Consider the following 17,801-nt stretch of genomic DNA (forward strand, 5'->3'; position numbering starts at 1 on the left):
TTATACCGGCTTTCTTTCTGTTTTATTGTTCACAATACCTTGTTTTTTTATGCGAATTGGGGAAAGCTATGGGAAAGGAGGTAATGACTTGATTTACGCTTATATCATTCCAATGTTAGTCTTAGCAGCTTTTTTTCTAACGATCTTCTTTTTGTTTAATTTAATTGCTAAAATCATCTTATTTTCTTTTTTGCTAATTATTATGTTCCTTCCATTTTTCGTCATTTACAAGGAAGATGTGCGGGATAAAGACCCAGTGACTCAGAAAGAAAGCAAATAAAAAATACCGACCGATGGAATCGGACGGTACTTTATCAGTTATGAATTGATTTGATCTGGGTGCGAACCTACTCTGCGATCACAATGAAGGCTGTTTATCTCCTCCATCTCCCGCTCTGTTAAACTGAAATCAAATACATTTGCATTTTCAATCTGCCGTTCTTGATGGGTAGACTTAGGAATGGTCACGATTTCATGCTGCAGGTCCCACCTTAAAATAATTTGAGCAGGAGATTTTCCATACTTTTCCCCTAACTGAAGCAGTAAAGGGTGGTCTAAATACTTAGCACGTGCTAGTGGAGACCAGGCTTCCAGCTGTATGCCACGTTTTTGACAATAGTGAAGCAGTTCTTTTAAATAGAGTTGTGGATGGAACTCCACTTGATTGATCATGGGCACGATTTCAGCTTCTAAAAGCAGATCATCCAAATGATGCTGCAAGAAATTACTCACTCCAATCGACCTTACTTTCCCGTCATAATAAAGCTTTTCGAGCGCTTTCCACGTTTGTTTAAATTGATCAGGAACGGGCCAGTGAATTAAATACGCGTCCACGTAATCCAACTGCAGCCGTTTCAGACTGCGTTCAAAGGCTTCAATGGTTTCTTCATATCCTTGTTCGTCATTCCATACTTTCGTTGTGACAAACAATTCTTCTCTTGAAATTCCGCTATCCTTAATCGCTTTCCCTACCCCTTCCTCATTTCCATAGAAAGATGCTGTATCTATATGTCGATACCCGACGTTTAAAGCAGAGTGTACGGTTTGGTAAACTTCCTCTCCTCGCTCAACTTTGTATACGCCTAATCCAAGCTGAGGAATTTTAACACCATTTGAAAGTTCAAGTGTCGATTCTAAATCCAATTAAATTTCCCCCTAATTACCAATTTTATTGTCCTTTTCCCCTTATCCATAAAAAAATAAACAGAAAAACTGATATAAGCAATTCTCAGCTTGTAGAGATAAGCCTGCCTCATTGACCAACGACTATTGAGGCAACTGAAAAAGTCCTTCCCCACTCTAAAGAGCTGTCAAAGATATAGTTAAATCTCACGAACCGTATTAGAGAGCGGTTTCTTGTTACAGGTGAGGCTTGTTTTCTATGTATTTAGGTAAACGACTTTCAATAAACAAGAAGGAAATAATGCGCAGCAGAACAGGATATAAAGCTAATACACCTATTAGATCACCAATCATAGAAAGGGTATCAGTTGTAAGCATCCAAATGGATAAAACCAGCATTAAGGCAACCGTAATTAACCCTACTCTCCCATTAATTGGTGTCCACGTTCCTGCAATCGTACTCGTGTCTTCTTCTAATAACTGAAAGCATCGATAGTGATATGGTCTGACTCTAAACCAATTGGAAGCTGTAACGAGTTCATCCCGATCACGTATCTGCTTATAACAATAACGACATACTTTCGTACTCATGGCACCTACTCCTGATGGTTATATTTTTAGATGAAGAAACTTTCACATCTTCTTTTATTATATCTTATATCTTCCCTATTTCGTAACATCATTTCTATTCTAAGTTTAATACCATTCAGATATTATCGGCAGAAGTTTGAATTGAGCTGCCTGATGGTTTGTCAGCTTTTTCTAAAATGAAAAGCAGCCCCTGCAAATAAATCACAGCGGCTGCTTTTATTACCTTTCAGCTTGTTTAATAAGCTGAATCACTTCTTGTTTTGTTTTTCTGTTTTCATAGGTCCTCATATTCTCTAAGAGCTCAGAGCTTCTATCTCTAAGTTTATTAACTTCTTCTAACAGCGTTTCTGAAGTTAAATCTTCCTCTTCGAGTTTTAAAGCGTATCCTTGTTTAACAAATGAATCGGCATTTAATATTTGGTCCCCGCGGCTCGCTTGACGAGATAAAGGAATCAAAAGCATGGGTTTTCTTAAAGCAAGAAATTCAAAGATAGCATTGGACCCTGCTCTGGAAATAATGTAATCACAAGCTGCAAATAAATCTTTCAACTCTTCATTGACATACTCGAACTGCGTATAGCCGGTGCGGTTGATTGATTCGTCTTTATGGCCTTTTCCACATAAATGAACAATTTGCACATCTTTTAGTAGTTCATCTAAATTTTCACGGATGGCGACATTGATTTTTTTCGAGCCCGTACTTCCTCCCATTACTAAAACAACTGGTTTCGATTGGGAAAATCCACAAAATCGTAAGCCTGCCTCCCGACTGCCCTCAAAAAGCTCTTCACGGACTACGGCCCCAATATATTTTCCTTTTGCTTCCGGCAAGTATTTCATCGTTTCAGGGAACGTGGCCAGTACTTTTTCTGCAAATGGAAAAGACAGTTTATTTGCAAGTCCAGGTGTGTAATCTGATTCATGAATAATCGCTGGGACTTTTTTCAGCTTGGCGGCCGCAACTACAGGAACAGAAACGAATCCTCCTTTAGAAAAGATCACTTGAGGCTTTCGCTTCCCAATAATGCGTAAGGATTGATAGAGACCTTTTAATACCTTAAATGGATCTTTAAAGTTTTCTTTAGACATATAACGTCTTAACTTTCCAGTAGAAATCCCGTGGTAGTTTACTCCGTTTAATGATTCAATCAAATTCCTTTCAATACCTTCGTAGGAACCAATATAATCTATTTCATACCCTTGTTTTTGAAATTCAGGGATGAGCGCGAGATTGACGATGACATGACCGGCCGTCCCGCCCCCTGTAAATAATATTCGCTTTTGACTCAAATTCTTCAACGTCCTTTCTTTAGGTGCGTGGGGTTAGGTTAACGCACTGGCTTGTGCTATAATCCTCGTGTCCTAAAGGAATTGTATCAAAAAGGAGAACGTTTATGTACGAAACTAAAACATTACGTGAAAAAATCAAATTATTTCTCATTATTTTATTACCTATCTTAGTGACTCAGATCGGCATGTATTTAATGAACTTTTTCGATACCATTATGGCTGGACAATCCGGCCCTGACCAATTAGCCGGAGTAGCGATTGGTTCAAACATATGGCTGCCGGTTTTCACAGGATTGAATGGTATTATGATGGCCATCTCCCCCATTGTGGCCCAGCAAAAAGGGGCCAGGCAAGAAAAAGAAATCTCCTATTCTGTAAAACAGGGGTTTTATTTATCAATTGTCCTAGCGTCAGCTGTTGGATTAATCGGCTTTTTGCTTTTAGATCCTATACTTAACTTGTTTTCGATTGAAGAAGAAGTGCGATACGTAGCCAAGTACTATTTGATCACTTTGGGATTTGGTATCATTCCTCTATTTGTCTTTAATTTACTTCGTTCTTTTATTGATGCATTAGGCCAGACAAAAATCTCGATGGGTATCATTTTACTCACTCTTCCTACGAATATATTGTTTAATTATATTTTCATTTTTGGGAAATGGGGCGCACCCGCTCTTGGAGGTGTCGGGGCTGGCGTTGCTTCCGCTCTAACGTACTGGGTAGCCTGCAGCTTAATTGTTCTTGTGGTCCACAAGCTGTATCCATTACGAACATATGGCATTTTCTCTACTTGGATTCCCCCGTCCTTCAAAAGCTGGTATGCACAGTTACGCATTGGAATTCCTATTGGCTTTGCGATTTTTTTCGAAACAAGCATTTTCGCTGCAGTTACATTTTTTATGACAGTTTACGATACATACACAATTGCTGCTCACCAGGCCGCTATTAATTTTGCTTCTTTAGTCTACATGATGCCGCTCAGCATTGCTTTTGCGCTGACGATTGCGGTTGGATTTGAAGTTGGAGCTGAACGTTATAAAGAGGCTCGTACTTATTCTTACTTAGGGATTACTATGGCTGTTGGAATGTCAATCCTGGCAGGACTAATTTTATATATATTTGATGATACAGTCGCCAGACTTTACAGTTCCAATGAAGAAGTGATTGAATTAACAAAGTCTTTTATCTTTTATGCGATTTTCTTTCAGTTATCTGACGGTTTCGGGGCGCCCTTGCAAGGCATTTTACGTGGTTACAAAGATGTTAATATTACACTTGTAATGGCTTTTGTTTCTTACTGGGTTATTGGTCTGCCAAGTGGTTACTTGTTGGCAAACTATACAGACCTCGGTCCATACGGATATTGGATGAGTTTAATTATCGGATTAACCGCCGGCGCCATTACTTTATGGTTTCGTATGATTCAGCTGCAAAGAGCAAATATACGGTCGTATGCAAAATAAAATTTATGCAAATTCTTAATGGGCGGCTTACTCTTTAATTTATGAGTAAAGCAGTGAGGTCAAAATGCGAAGCCTCACCTAAGTTCCTGCTGGAAAGCGCTAGTTGATTTTTAAGGGAGCTGAGACCGCTCGGGGCTGTATGAATTCTATTTATATAAAATAATCCGAACTGATTTCTACAAAATCGTTCGGATTATTTTTTCTTTATTCAGTTTTGTTTTAGCCTGGTTCACTTTATTATAAAAATAGACCAGCCATTGTAGCTGAAAGCATGGAACCAAGTGTTGCACCGATCAATAGTTTCATACCGAAACCAGATACACGCGCACCTTTGTCTGCATCGATCCCTTGAACGGTACCGGCAATGATCCCGATTGAAGAGAAATTAGCAAAACTAGTCAAGAATACAGTAACAATACCTACTGTTTTTTCTGAAACGGAATCAACCATACCCTGGAACTCAAGCATAGCTACGAATTCGTTTGTAACGATCTTGGTACCCATGATCGAACCAGCATCCAATACTTCGGAAGTGGGAATACCCATTAATATACCGATAGGAGAAATAATGTAGCCTAATACCTCCTGCAGCGTGATGCCTCCAAACAATCCTGAGAACATTGCGTTTACCAGTTCTAAGGATGCGATAAAAGCAATCAGCATAGCAGCAACGATTAAAGCAATTTTACCTCCATCAAGCGCACCATTTCCCATCGCTTCAAAAAAGCTTTTTGCATTAGATACATCGTGCACATCTACGTGGTCTTCTTCTTTAGGAACACGTACAGGTGCAATAAGTGATGCTACGATTAAAGCACTGAACATGTTAAGCGGCAGGGCTACTAATACATAATCCGCGGGAAGAATACCGATATACGCACCTACGATAGATGCCGAGACAGATCCCATCGCTGAAGCACTGACAATATATAAGCGGTTGTCACTAAGCTGTTTAAACTGTGACTTTATCGCAATAATGGCTTCGGATTGACCGAAGAAAATACTGTTTACAGCATTAAACGATTCAACTTTAGGTAAGCGTGTAATGTAAGACAAGGCTTGTCCCAAATATTTAATGATGAATGGCAATACTTTCAAGTAAGTAAGAACGGATAAAATTGTAGCAAAGAAAATAATGAGAAGTAAGACATTAAAGAAGAAAATAGTCGCTCCGTCTTCGAGAACGAATCCGCCCAGTACAAAGTTAACACCTTCCGTACCAAACTCAATTAGTTTGTTAAATCCTGCTGAAATCTTTTCAATAACCCATGCACCGGCTTGTGTTTGGAACATGAAAAATGTTGTGATCACTTGAGCCAGCAACATGACACCAATACCAAAATAGTTGATGTTCTTCTTATCATTAGACATTAAGAAAGCAATACCAAGAATAACACCAATAGCTAGAATACCCAATATAATATCCACGCTTAATTTCCTCCTCAAAAAGTTTTAGAAGTCGTCATACAACAAAAATGAAAATGCTTTCATCACTTGTTTCTAATAGGATTTTAACAGGTTGTCAGACGTCTTGCAATATAAATTAAAAAAATGAATATTGCTACTAAATCACTAGTTCACACTTTTGATAAGAGAAACCTTGCTCCATAGGCAGGTAAGCGCATTAATGAACGGTGATTTTTTTCCTAAATTTCTGTAGATTTTTTTAATTCATTGTCGAATGTAGACGTTTATTTTGGAACTTTTCAGGGAATGAGGCAAAATCCGACTCTGTAGGCACACTAAAATGCACCCTTCGGTGGTCAGACGAAGGGTGCTATACCTAAGGGGAGGTATATCGTTTTGAAAAAATGCAACCCGCAGCTTGGGTGCCAGCTTTCTCATAGAAGGCTTTGCCGCCTAGAGAATTACATGATTCACTAGCGCTTTAAAGCACTTCTATACATTAGACGATGCAACCGTTCGTATGGTTTTACCTATTTTATTTTTTTAATTCACAATTCCATGCTGCTGAATTTTTACGTTTATTTCCGGATTAAATTGCACTTCCGGATACTTTTCTTTCCAATCGATTTTCTCCCAAACCTTCGGATGATAAGCTTGTATTTTTCTCCCTATAGAAAATACATCGCTGTTGGCCTCTTGCAACACCGTGAAAATTTCTTCAGCCTCATTGGTAAGCGTTTCTTTTAATTTACTGTTTAATTCATCAATTACTTTTTCTGAAACAAGATGGTCATGCGGATATTCGACTACACGGACGTCTAAGTCTAATTGAATATCTACACGTACCTCATCTTCACTTGGATGTATTTTTAAATCATTTTCATATTTCATTACTTCAACAGTGATATAATCTAATATTTTTTCCTTCTGATGCTCATTCACTTTTTTGGTAAGCTGAGCCACTCTTCCTTTATACCCCATCATTAACATAAGCAGCGGTGCTTGTTCAGGGGATAGCTTCACTCCAGAATAGCTCTCTCCGCTCATTAATCCAAGGCCGTTAAATTTAATCGTATTATTCTCTTCATCTAATTTCATGAGCGGAACCGTGAAGTCTTCTCCTTCTTCTACAAGCTCTGCACAGATCATTTGCAGATTTTCTCCAGTTGTTCTTGATGCAGCTGTAGCTCCATTAAGTATGCCTTTTAAATATTCACTAATTCGCGCTTCCCCGGCTCCTTTAAAAGAGAGAACATCTTTGGCCTCTCCTTCTACAATGGCTAAGTGAGCATTTAAGTTACTATTCGGGTTGCGATAATAGCTGTCCAAAACAGGATAAATATCTTTTTTAGCTATGTCTTCTCCTAATATAACTACTTTCATTTTGGACGGGTTGAAGGACTGATCCAGCATACGATCAATTTTCTCTCTCGCATCGAGCATTGTATGCCCTTCAGTTGAAAGTATTTGAATTGTTTCACTTATTTCCCCTCCTTCTCCTCCACCGCTTACTGTAGGTACGGATACGGTTTTAACTATTTCACCATTCGATCCTTGATCAATTCCAATGGACAAAGCAAGCTTCACGTTTTTGAATTGTCTTTGATCCCAGCATCCCGTGAGCGTAAGTATAGAAACTAAAAAAATTAAACATAGTCGCTTCATGAGTCTTTCACCTTGTTTCTGTTTTTCCTAAACAAACTAATCAGCAGAATCACTAGCGGGATCCCCATGGAAAAAATATAGCCTCCATAAACAACGTAGGACCTAAAGATATCCAATTTAGCTAAATCAAATCCTACAAATAAAGAGGAGATAAAAAGCAAACATCCTACTGAAAATACAGTCATTTTATTATTCTGTGTTTTAAAAATCCGCCTTACCCCAAGCCCAGCCATATACAAATAAGTAGAAAGAGAAGTAGCTACAAAAACCATCCACATTGAAATAAAAAACAAATCAATTCTGGCTACAATAGGAAATTGATAAGACTTTAACATATAAAGGACAGGTTCAGGAACTAAAGCTATTTCCTTCGTACTAAAAAAGGTAAAAGTAACAAGCACGATCGATAAGTAAAACACCAAAACAGTAAATTGCGCATATATAATCGTCTTTAATTTATCTTTGGCTCTTCCTTCAACTTTAGAATAAATGACTAAAGCAACAATAAATCCGAGAAAGGAAATGAGTCCTTTGTCTACTCCTGTTAAAATCTCACCCCACCCATTTGAAGCGATCGGCAGTAAGTACATGAGCTTACTGTCTTTAACAGAGTATATAATAAGACCTACGAGAAAAATGAGAAGAGCTGAAAACATCGTGTAAAGGCGGCCGATCGTGATAAGATCACAGCATACAATATACATACTAATGAGAATCATCATAATGGAAAGAACCCAATACGGAGTATTAGGCAGCACCCATAAACTAATCATCCGACTGTATAGTAGAAGAATGAGGATGCCTACACTGGAAAAGTAAATAACATAAAGGACAGATAACGTTTTTCCCACCCAGCGCGTAAGCACATGTTCCTGAATCTTAAAATAATCCTTTTCTGGGTATTTATTGGCAAGCATCCAAAGAAAAATCAGTAATATAATTAACAGTGTCCCTGATATAATTAATGAAATCCAGCCATCCTGTTTGGCTGCTGTATGCAGATCGAATGGTAAAGCAAGAATGCCTACCCCGATTTGGGTTTGAATAATAATGAAGAAGTATTGTCGTCTTGTCAACTTAAGATTTTTTTGACTGCTCATTCTTCTTCCACTTCCTTGAGTCCTTCATAGCTTGATCATTCATGGGATGGGCATCTTTAGGACGGTTCTTCAGCATGAAAATTGGCAGGCGTACAAACGTATCTTTTAAATCTCTTAAACGTAGCGGCGCCACAGGAGCAAAATAAGGTACACCATACGATTCTAATTTAGTTAAATGAACCGCTATGAACAAAAGTCCAAAAATCAGCCCTACAAACCCAAGGGTAGCTGATAACCCTATTAAGGGGAACGTTAACAAACGAAGCGTTGTACTTAATTCATTCGACGGTACAACAAAGGAAGAGATCGCCGTTAATGCAATCACAATCACCATTATATTCGACACTAACCCCGCTCTAATGACAGCATCTCCAATTACAAGACCGCCTACAATCCCTATTGTCTGTCCAACGGGAGAAGGAAGTCGTATCCCGGATTCCCGAATCAACTCAATAATAACCACCATAACTAGCGCTTCTATTACAGGGGGATAGGCAATTTCGTTGATCGAACCTTTAATTGGAGTAATAAGATCGTCCGGAATAACTTCAAAATGGAAACTCACTATAGCAATATATAAAGCAGGCAGTCCAATAGCAATCAAGAAACTAGCTAAGCGAATTAAGCGAATGAACGTTCCTGTATACCATCTAGTATTATAATCATCAGGCGACTGATAAAACATAAAAAACGTAGATGGTGCAATAAGACTAGTCGGACTGCCTTCCGTAAATAACGCCACGCGCCCCTCCATCAAATTAGCTACAACACGGTCGGGCCGTTCTGTATTAAGCATCTGCGGAAAGGGAGACCATGCACTATCTTCAATGAACTCCTCAATATATCCGGGACTCTGCACTTTATCAGAGTCAATCCCCTTAATTCTTTCTTCCATTTTTAAGATGACTTCTGGATCCGCAATGCCTTCCATATACAAAATAGCCAGGTTGGTATTCGTCTTCTTGCCAACTCGATAAAACTTTACCTTTAAATCTCGATGCTCAATGCGTTTTCTTACAAGGTTGATATTCACCATAATATTTTCCACAAATCCATCATGGGACCCTCTGACTACTTTTTCATTCACTGGTTCTTCCACATTCCGATTGAAAACGGAAGTTACATTAAACTGAGATATTCTCCGATTATCATCTTCAATATAAATGGCGTGCCCTCTTAATAAACTTTTTACGGCTTCCTCTAAGTTACTCGTTTCCTTCGCATTTGGAATATCATGGATAGAGTCCGCTTTCCCAATTTCTATAGGAGAAAATATACTTGCCTGTACCTTTTCCTGATCTACCATCGACTCAAAATAAAGTAAAGCTGCGTCTCCTTTTTTGAGAATACGAACTTTCAAATCTTCCGTACGTTTTAGAGCATATAAGATATAGTCAATATTTTTAGAGAGGTTTCTTGTGCTCGGTTCTTGCGGTTCTGGACTTTCATCGGCAATCCGCCGATCCGTTCGCTGTTCTCTCTGGAATAAATCTCTAAAGAATCCCATAGTCATCACCTGTTGTTAGCATTCCATTATCATAGAATCCTATTCATAGGGTGATTCACAAAAAAACACTGCGGTCAGCAGTATTCGCACAGTTCCCGCAGGCGTCACCACCGAACGCTCATTTTGGGAACAACAGTAATCAATCTACAAGCTCATTCATATGTTCAAATATCTCCTAGAAGAAAATCGGTCCGTGCGGAAATTAAATTCCGCACGGACCGATTTAATAAATTCTATCCCTGATATTAAGATTACAACTTTCTGTCATGGGCCCATGAAAAAAGCCTTTACTACGATTTCGTTGTGAAAATATTAATGTCCCGGGAAGAAAATCATTTGAATAATAAAGATCGCTCCGAAAAGGTATAAGATCCAGTGTACATCTCTTCCTTTTCCGCTAAACAATTTCAATAACGGATACGTTATAAAACCAATCGCAATTCCCGTAGCAATGCTGGAAGTTAAAGGCATCGTCAAAATAATAATAAAAGCGGGAAAAGCTTCATCAAACGTTTTCCAATTTACTTTTGCCAGCCCTTCCATCATAAAACAGCCTACAATAATAAGGACTGGAGCTGTAATAGCAGGAAGATTTGATACGGCTCCTACGAGAGGCGAGAAGAAAATCGATAACAGGAAAAGGCCTGCTACCACAATAGTTGTTAAACCCGTTCTTCCTCCTACAGCCACGCCTGAAGAAGATTCGATATAAGCAGAAGAAGGACTTGTGCCAAACATCGCACCTGCTGTTGTCGCTGTTGCGTCTGCCATTAAAGCAGCGCGTGCACGGGGAAGACTTCCATCTTTTCGAATAAAACCAGCCTGTTCGGCTACTCCGATCATCGTACCTGTTGTATCAAAAATAGTAACGAGTAAGAATGCAAAAATTACCGTATAAAGTCCGTTGCTGAACACACCCGCCAAATCAACATCCCAAAAAACCGGAGTCGGCGGCGAGGAGACATATCCATCATTAAACGATAACTGACCGGTAAACATTCCGATAATTGCTGTAATTACCATTCCGATAAATAAAGCTCCTGTCACTCGTCTAGCAATCAATCCTAGTGTAATAAACAAACCAATAATCGTTAAAAATGTACCAGGTGCAGCCAGGTCACCCAGCGTCACTAGTGTTGACTCATCAGAAACGATAATTCCGGACATCCTTAATCCTAGAAAAGCAATAAAGAGACCGATTCCTGATGTAATACCATATTTTAGAGAAGCAGGAATGGCTGTAATTAAAATCTCTCGTAAACGAGTTAAGCTTAGAATCACAAACAACACCCCAGCTAGAAAAACGGTTCCAAGAATAACCGAATAGCTGACATCCTGCTGAACTACTTCCGTTACAAAATAAGCATTCATTCCCATACCTGGAGCAATAGCTATAGGATAATTTGCGGCAAGCGCCATAATTAAAGTACCTATAATAGCAGCTAATACCGTTGCCATAAATACTTGCTCAAAAGGCAATCCAGCCTCTGATAAAATCGCTGGGTTCACCACGACAATGTAAACCATCGTTAAAAACGTGGTTACTCCAGCTAATAATTCTGTTCGCACATTTGTTTTATTTTCTTCTAACTGAAACATTTTGAACACGACAAACACCTTACTTTCGAATGAAATAACCAACAAATAATATATTATTCGTTTTACGAACAAATTTCAACTATAAACTTAAAAATGTTCGGTTTTCGCATATAAAAAGCGATAATTTCCTCTTAAACAAGGAAATTATCGCTCTATTTTTATGTTTCATGGCGGTACCAGTTTAACAGCTTGTGTGTATCTTCTTCTTCAAGATACCATACTCTAGCACTTTCCCCGCCTACCCCCGATTTTAATGTAGCTCCAATCATAGCTAATTGAGCACGCTTCTGGAAGACAGACTGGTCTCTCTGCATCGATTGGATGCGAAACTTTTTCATAATATAAGTTTGTTTAACAAAAAGGCGGCGGGTCAACGTAAGCTGATGATCTTCAATGTTCCATCCTGCATGTTTGAACGACAAATACCCGAGCCAGCCAAACACAGGAAGAACAAGTAATGAGAGGAGACCTAAAGGATAAAAAAGAATGCTGGCCGCCGTTGATGCTGCGGCCGGTAACCATACAAATCGTAAAAGGTAACGAATAACTGACCGCTTTGGCGGCCGTTTTACAGGAAGATCAAGCTGATAATCATCCAAAATTCGGCGAAGAACATGTTCAATCTCTTTACGCTTAATGAGCGGCAGCACTCGTAATGTTTGTTCCGAATCATCCTTTAGAGAGCCTCCTGCACTAATAATCGTAACTGTAGCAAAACCTAAAGGCTCACGAATTAAATTTTCATCAATACGTATGCCTTGAATTCGATTTAAAGGGACAGTGACTTGTTTCTTTTCCAGTAGTCCCCTCGTCATAATGATGTCTCCAGAATCTAGAAATACAGAAAACTGACTGTAGCGAAGAACCGTTAATAGAACGGAGATACCGTAAGCAATTAGTAAAACAAATAAAATCAAACTTGCAATAATTAAGAATCCAAACTGCAGCCAGTCAATGACTTCATCGTAAATGGCGTCGACTGGAAGGAATTCCATTCCTTGAGAAAGAAAAACTAACACACCTGAAATGACCACACCTGCTCCACCTGAGGTTAAAGCCATAATGATAATTTCTTTCATACTCATTTTATAAACGAGCTGGCGTTTCGGACGATCACTTTCTCGTTCTCCATTCTGCTGGCTGCCGCTTTTAACTTCTTCGATAAAATGTTCAAGCTGTTTTGCTTCTTCCTTACGAATCGCCGTCAGTTCAGCTTCTGCTTCCATTACATCAGAGGAGCCGGCCGTCTCCACCTTAACTTTTACAAGCTGAAATGGACGATGGAATATACCTTCAGAGAAATCTAAGCTTTGAATACGATCAATAGGAATATATCTTTTTTTCTTCACAAAAAGTCCGTGTTCAATGCGAAGTTCGCCTTCTTCCACCCAATAGGTAAAGCGCAGCCATTTAATGATTCCCCCCGCGAAAATGATTAAAAGGAGCAGCCCCGAAAATAGAAACGGAAGCATTCCAAGCCAACCATCTCCACGATTGCTATTTAAAAAAACAATAGCTACAAGAGGAAGAATTGCATCTTTTAATCCTTTAATAAAATTAATCAGAGCTGAGATCGGATGCAGCCGTTTAGGTTCATACATCGTCTTCAGCCACCCTTGCAAGTGAGGAAATCGAATGCCTCAATTCCTCTGCTTCTCTTTCATCGAGCGCAGGAACTTTGTGAGTCGTAGCTGCGGTAGAGATACTAATCGTAGCTAACCCGTATTTTCTTAAGAGCGGTCCTTGTTCTGTATCAACATGCTGCACCCTAACCATTGGCACAAGTGTCCGTGTAATAATAAACAGACCATATTGAAGTTCGATTTCCTGATCACGTACTTCATACCTCCATCGTTTCCATCTAACGCTTGGAACGACAAATATGTATAATACAATTACAAGTACTAAGATCGTACTTATGGAAAGGAATGGCCACAGCGGCCAGTTAAACAAATATGTAAAAACTCCCGTTCCTATTGTCAGCAGTGCGATAATGCCTGCCTGAATGATTCCATAAAGCCGCCATAAGGTTAATGCACGAGTTGATATTCGTTGAGTTGGTTCGTTCATTAGCAATCCTCCATCCCAGACTATATACGAATGTCCTTAGGGTAACGTTTCAATTCAAACAAAATCCAGACTAAACGAGTCTGGATTTTTACGATTATTTCTTTCCTTTTGATAATTCTTTTGCTCTCGTCGTTGCTGCATTCATAGATTGAATGACAGAGCTGCGCATACCAGTTTGTTCAAGCATATTTACGGCCTCGATGGTCGTACCTCCCGGCGTACATACAATATCTTTTAATTCACCTGGATGCTTTCCAGTTTCGAGGACCATTTTTGCTGCTCCTTGAACCGACTGAGCTGCCAGTTTATATGCTTTATCTCTTGGCAGTCCTTGCTGCACGGCTGCATCAGCCATAGCTTCAATAAACATATAAACATAAGCAGGTGAAGATCCGCTTATTGCAGGAATCGCATCCATGTGCTGCTCGCCTATCACTTCAGACTCGCCGAAGCTTTCAAAGAGTTCCTTCACCAAAGCCAGCTCTTCTTCTGTTACAAAATCATTCGGGCAAAGTACACTCATTCCCGCACCGACTAAAGAGGGGGTGTTCGGCATTGAACGAATGACTTTGACGTTAAAATCAAAAGATTGTTTGACTTTATCAAGCGTAATCCCTGCTGCCACTGTAATAATAATCGTGTCCTCAGTAACGGAAGATTTAATTTCCTGGATAACACCTTCATACATATATGGCTTCACAGCTAAAAATAAAATATCGCTCGTAGCTGCTAATTTTTTATTATCATTAGAAATATAAATCCCATACTCATCCGCTACAAAATCTATTGTTTCATCGGTTAGTGCTGTAGCGGAAATTTGTTCAGGCTCCACAACTCTAGATTTAATCATCCCTTGAATCATGGCCTGACCCATTTGTCCGCAACCTAAAAATCCAATTTTTTTACTCACCTTACCAACCCCTCTCTTTCGTGTCTTCAATTGTATATGATAAACTTCCGATCGACAACGTTATCCCTTTAATTTTATCCTTGAGCAGGGAATAAGTTCTAGTAAATATATCATGTTTTCTCGGTAAAGCCTTTACAAATGAGCTAAGCTTATCTATAATAATGAGTGTATTCTTCATATCATAACGATTGACCACAAATATCATAGCTGCTACGAAAAAAGCCGAGCTACCTTCAAGCTCGGTTTTTTTCGTTGTGGCTGTTTTCTTTAACTTCTTCTTCACTCACAGCCTCTAAAAGTGCTTTAACTTCCTTTTTCACCCGTTTCGTCACCATAATATAAAGGGTATCCCCTGCTTGGATCGTTGTTTGACCATAAGGTGTAATTACCTCCCCATTTCTTATTATTGCATTTATTAATGCTTTATCGGGAAGCTCCATATTTTCTAAAGACTGACCGACGATCAAATTCCGTGAATTTACATCATACTGCATTAATTCTACATTTGCTTTGCCCATCGAAATCAACTCTAAAGAGTGAATCGGATTCGTTTTCTTCTCAGATACCAGCTTTAATTTTTCCGCTACCCATGTAATAGAAGACCCTTGAACTAAGGTTGAGATAATCACAATGAAGAATACGATATTAAACATTAACTGGCTGTTCTCAACATCGGCTAACAGCGGAAAAATAGCGAGGACAATGGGAACAGCTCCCCGAAGCCCTGCCCACGAAAGAAATAGCTTTTCCTTAAAAGTAAACTTAAAAAATATAAGACTTATAAATGTAGCGGCAGGTCTTGCAAGAAAAATAAGTACGAGTGCAATTAATAAGCCATCCATAATAACAGGCCCGGTGAACACGTCAGAAGGGAAAACAAAGAGTCCCAGCAAAATGAACATTAAAATCTGAGCCATCCACCCAAATCCTTCATGAAACCTTAAAATGGAATAACGATAAGCCAACTCAGCGTTTCCTATAATCACAGCAGCCACATAAACGGATAGTAGTCCACTAGCCTGAATAAGTGAACTAGCCCCATACGTTAAGAAAGCAAATCCGAGGGCGAAAATAGGATACAATCCGCTAGAATCAAGGTTTATGCGATTTAATGCAAAGCTTGCCCCATAACCAACTATAAGGCCGACGGCTAGCCCGCCTCCCATCTGCCAGAAAAATGAACCGACCATCCCCATGAAATTTGTCTCATTTAAAGTCAGCACCTGGATGAAACTGATCGTTAAAAAGACAGCCATTGGGTCGTTCGTTCCTGACTCAGCTTCTAACGTGGCTTCCAGCTTGTTTCGAATGTTTTTCCCTTTCAATACAGCAAAAACAGCCGCTGCATCCGTAGAACCTACGATTGAACCAAGCAGTAAAGCCTCTATCCAGGAGATGCCTAATATGTACTTCGCTGAAACTCCGACTAGTGAACTTGTTAATACCACCCCAAGCGTTGCCAGGGTGACCGATGGAGCAATAACAGGTTGTATTGCCTTCCACTTCGTCTGCATACCACCTTCAAACAAAATAATGATTAGTGCAAAGATCCCTACAATTTGAGCCACTTCAGCGTTGTCAAAGTACAATAGATTTAATCCATCACTTCCAACGGCCATGCCGACAGCAATAAAAAGAACAAGAGAAGGAACGCCAAGTCGGGAAGAAAATTTAGTAACGATTACACTCATTATTAAAAGCAAGGAGACAAGCATGATAAATTGATTTGATTCAAAAACTTCATGGATCATTAAGGTAACTCCTTTTATTCTTACAGTTTTACATTGATTTTATTATAACAAGATCATTGGTAAAAATTGAGCATTTCAACTTGATCAAAAAAAATAAGCCGGAGTCACCTCCTGGCTTATTCACTAATAGCAGCCATCTCTTTCGTATCTTCTTCATTAAAAAAGTGTTTCATCGCGTAAAATACATCAGCTTTCTTCCGCAGAACATGATATCGGAATTTATCATGCCCTATTGATTTATAGGCCTGCATTAAACTTGAAGAACGGTTATATTGATTAACTTCTCCATAACCAAACATTTGAGATACTTCCATAAGTTCGTGTATTAAAGATACGCATCGTTTATTATCCGAGGTTAAGTTATCGCCATCTGAAAAGTGAAATGGGTAAATGTTATAACGTTCTGGTGAATATTTATCCTGAATAAGATCTAAAGCTTTTCGATAAGCCGATGAGCATATCGTACCTCCACTTTCCCCTTTGGAGAAAAAGTCATCCTCTGATACAATTTTAGCCTGCGTATGGTGCGCAATAAATTCTACATCCACTGTCTCATAATTTTTGTTGAGGAAACGATTCATCCAGAAGAAAAAACTTCTCGCCATATACTTTTCCCATTGTCCCATAGAACCACTGGTATCCATCATAGCAATAACGACGGCTTTAGACTCAGGCTTATCTTGGTCTGTCCAAGCTTTAAATCGTATGTCTTCTGGATAAATAGGTGCAAATGAAGAGTCGCCGCCAAGTGCATTACGTTTAAAAGCTTCAAGCATCGTACGTTTTTTATCAATATTTCCAGTCAGTCCTGTTTTGCGGATATCCGTAAACTCAATGTTTTCATGAATAATGGTATCTTTTTCTTTCTCGGCTAAATTCGGCAGTGTTAATTCTTTAAAAAAAGCTTCCTCCAGTTCTGCTAATGACACTTCAGCTTCATAATAATCTTCACCAGCTTGATCGCCGGCACCTTCTCCCTGACCCGGCTTCTTCTGCGCCTCCTGGGACTGACCGACTACATCTCCTACTTCACTGTCCCCATCCCCTTGACCCGCATGCTTATTCTTGTCGTAGTTATATCGAATCTTATATTCATCAAGTGAGCGAATAGGGATTTTCACAACACGTTTTCCATTAGACATCACAATATTCTCTTCAGTAATAAGGTCAGGCAGCTGTTTATTCATCGCATCTTTGACTTTTTCCTGGTGTCTCCTTTGGTCATCATAGCCTTTTCGATGGAGGGACCAGTCGTCTTCAGCAATGACAAAGTTCTTCTTATCATTCATCCTAAAATTCCCCCTCCTCTTTGTGGATTACTTTATC

Annotated in this window: 16 protein-coding genes; 2 read left to right on the top strand and 14 right to left on the bottom strand. The window is 39.2% G+C overall.

Features of this window, described 5'->3' with window-relative positions:
- Positions 1 to 88: 88 nt before the first annotated feature.
- Entirely contained in the window at positions 89 to 280 is a 192-nt protein-coding gene (locus ACGTNH_RS14790) for a hypothetical protein (RefSeq protein ID WP_394587640.1), read from the top strand.
- 38 nt (positions 281 to 318) lie between these two features.
- Here the strand turns inward: ACGTNH_RS14790 and ACGTNH_RS14795 are convergent, their stop codons facing one another.
- The 3 genes from ACGTNH_RS14795 to murG form a co-directional block, all read right to left on the bottom strand.
- On the bottom strand, positions 319 to 1,143 hold the full coding sequence (locus ACGTNH_RS14795; protein WP_394587641.1) for an aldo/keto reductase: 825 nt from the start codon (positions 1,141 to 1,143) through the stop codon (positions 319 to 321).
- 216 nt (positions 1,144 to 1,359) lie between these two features.
- Entirely contained in the window at positions 1,360 to 1,713 is a 354-nt protein-coding gene (locus ACGTNH_RS14800) for a hypothetical protein (RefSeq protein WP_394587642.1), read from the bottom strand.
- A gap of 219 nt (positions 1,714 to 1,932) precedes the next feature.
- Positions 1,933 to 3,003 carry an undecaprenyldiphospho-muramoylpentapeptide beta-N-acetylglucosaminyltransferase gene (gene murG, locus ACGTNH_RS14805; protein ID WP_394587643.1) on the bottom strand — a complete coding sequence of 357 codons (1,071 nt, stop codon included), beginning with the start codon at positions 3,001 to 3,003 and terminating at the stop codon, positions 1,933 to 1,935.
- Between the two features lie 104 nt (positions 3,004 to 3,107).
- Here murG and ACGTNH_RS14810 point away from each other — a divergent pair, with 104 nt between their 5' ends.
- Positions 3,108 to 4,466 (top strand): MATE family efflux transporter, encoded by a 1,359-nt coding sequence (locus tag ACGTNH_RS14810; RefSeq protein WP_394587644.1) that lies wholly within the window; start codon positions 3,108 to 3,110, stop codon positions 4,464 to 4,466.
- A gap of 237 nt (positions 4,467 to 4,703) precedes the next feature.
- Here ACGTNH_RS14810 and ACGTNH_RS14815 read toward each other — a convergent pair whose 3' ends face one another.
- The 11 genes from ACGTNH_RS14815 to yhbH all read right to left on the bottom strand — a co-directional run bounded on the left by ACGTNH_RS14815 (position 4,704) and on the right by yhbH (position 17,764).
- Positions 4,704 to 5,894: a NupC/NupG family nucleoside CNT transporter gene (locus ACGTNH_RS14815; protein ID WP_394587645.1), complete on the bottom strand. Its 1,191-nt coding sequence runs from the start codon at positions 5,892 to 5,894 to the stop codon at positions 4,704 to 4,706.
- Positions 5,895 to 6,416: 522 nt separating this feature from the next.
- A complete protein-coding gene (locus ACGTNH_RS14820) occupies positions 6,417 to 7,538 on the bottom strand; it encodes a Ger(x)C family spore germination protein (RefSeq protein WP_394587646.1) in 1,122 nt (373 codons plus the stop codon).
- Positions 7,535 to 8,638 (bottom strand): GerAB/ArcD/ProY family transporter, encoded by a 1,104-nt coding sequence (locus ACGTNH_RS14825; protein WP_394587647.1) that lies wholly within the window; start codon positions 8,636 to 8,638, stop codon positions 7,535 to 7,537. The genes ACGTNH_RS14820 and ACGTNH_RS14825 overlap by 4 nt, the downstream gene beginning before the upstream one ends.
- Positions 8,616 to 10,145 carry a spore germination protein gene (locus ACGTNH_RS14830; RefSeq protein ID WP_394587648.1) on the bottom strand — a complete coding sequence of 510 codons (1,530 nt, stop codon included), beginning with the start codon at positions 10,143 to 10,145 and terminating at the stop codon, positions 8,616 to 8,618. The genes ACGTNH_RS14825 and ACGTNH_RS14830 overlap by 23 nt, the downstream gene beginning before the upstream one ends.
- Before the next feature lie 312 nt (positions 10,146 to 10,457).
- On the bottom strand, positions 10,458 to 11,744 hold the full coding sequence (locus ACGTNH_RS14835; protein ID WP_394587716.1) for an NCS2 family permease: 1,287 nt from the start codon (positions 11,742 to 11,744) through the stop codon (positions 10,458 to 10,460).
- Positions 11,745 to 11,902: 158 nt separating this feature from the next.
- Entirely contained in the window at positions 11,903 to 13,345 is a 1,443-nt protein-coding gene (locus ACGTNH_RS14840; RefSeq protein WP_394587649.1) for a PH domain-containing protein, read from the bottom strand.
- Positions 13,338 to 13,814, bottom strand: a complete 477-nt coding sequence (locus ACGTNH_RS14845) for a PH domain-containing protein (RefSeq protein ID WP_394587650.1) — start codon at positions 13,812 to 13,814, stop codon at positions 13,338 to 13,340. The genes ACGTNH_RS14840 and ACGTNH_RS14845 overlap by 8 nt, the downstream gene beginning before the upstream one ends.
- 94 nt (positions 13,815 to 13,908) lie before the next feature.
- Positions 13,909 to 14,724 (bottom strand): pyrroline-5-carboxylate reductase, encoded by an 816-nt coding sequence (gene proC, locus ACGTNH_RS14850; protein ID WP_394587651.1) that lies wholly within the window; start codon positions 14,722 to 14,724, stop codon positions 13,909 to 13,911.
- Between the two features lies 1 nt (position 14,725).
- Positions 14,726 to 15,007 carry a hypothetical protein gene (locus ACGTNH_RS14855; protein ID WP_394587652.1) on the bottom strand — a complete coding sequence of 94 codons (282 nt, stop codon included), beginning with the start codon at positions 15,005 to 15,007 and terminating at the stop codon, positions 14,726 to 14,728.
- Positions 14,958 to 16,475, bottom strand: coding sequence for a potassium/proton antiporter (locus ACGTNH_RS14860; RefSeq protein WP_394587653.1), 1,518 nt, complete (start codon positions 16,473 to 16,475; stop codon positions 14,958 to 14,960). Before ACGTNH_RS14860 ends, ACGTNH_RS14855 begins: the two co-directional genes overlap by 50 nt.
- A 116-nt stretch (positions 16,476 to 16,591) precedes the next feature.
- Positions 16,592 to 17,764, bottom strand: coding sequence for a sporulation protein YhbH (gene yhbH, locus ACGTNH_RS14865; protein ID WP_394587654.1), 1,173 nt, complete (start codon positions 17,762 to 17,764; stop codon positions 16,592 to 16,594).
- Positions 17,765 to 17,801: the final 37 nt, after the last annotated feature.

Origin of the sequence: Halobacillus sp. B23F22_1 (assembly GCF_043497005.1) — a bacterium.
In the GTDB taxonomy this organism is placed as follows: domain Bacteria; phylum Bacillota; class Bacilli; order Bacillales; family Halobacillaceae; genus Halobacillus_A.

Coding starts and splice junctions, on each gene's coding strand:
- ACGTNH_RS14800 (WP_394587642.1), bottom strand. CDS start 1,713: ATGAGTACGAAAGTATGTCGTTATTGTTATAAGCAGATACGTGATCGG.
- ACGTNH_RS14810 (WP_394587644.1), top strand. CDS start 3,108: ATGTACGAAACTAAAACATTACGTGAAAAAATCAAATTATTTCTCATT.
- ACGTNH_RS14820 (WP_394587646.1), bottom strand. CDS start 7,538: ATGAAGCGACTATGTTTAATTTTTTTAGTTTCTATACTTACGCTCACG.
- ACGTNH_RS14825 (WP_394587647.1), bottom strand. CDS start 8,638: ATGAGCAGTCAAAAAAATCTTAAGTTGACAAGACGACAATACTTCTTC.
- ACGTNH_RS14830 (WP_394587648.1), bottom strand. CDS start 10,145: ATGGGATTCTTTAGAGATTTATTCCAGAGAGAACAGCGAACGGATCGG.
- ACGTNH_RS14835 (WP_394587716.1), bottom strand. CDS start 11,744: ATGTTTCAGTTAGAAGAAAATAAAACAAATGTGCGAACAGAATTATTA.
- ACGTNH_RS14840 (WP_394587649.1), bottom strand. CDS start 13,345: ATGTATGAACCTAAACGGCTGCATCCGATCTCAGCTCTGATTAATTTT.
- ACGTNH_RS14845 (WP_394587650.1), bottom strand. CDS start 13,814: ATGAACGAACCAACTCAACGAATATCAACTCGTGCATTAACCTTATGG.
- ACGTNH_RS14860 (WP_394587653.1), bottom strand. CDS start 16,475: ATGATCCATGAAGTTTTTGAATCAAATCAATTTATCATGCTTGTCTCC.
- yhbH (WP_394587654.1), bottom strand. CDS start 17,764: ATGAATGATAAGAAGAACTTTGTCATTGCTGAAGACGACTGGTCCCTC.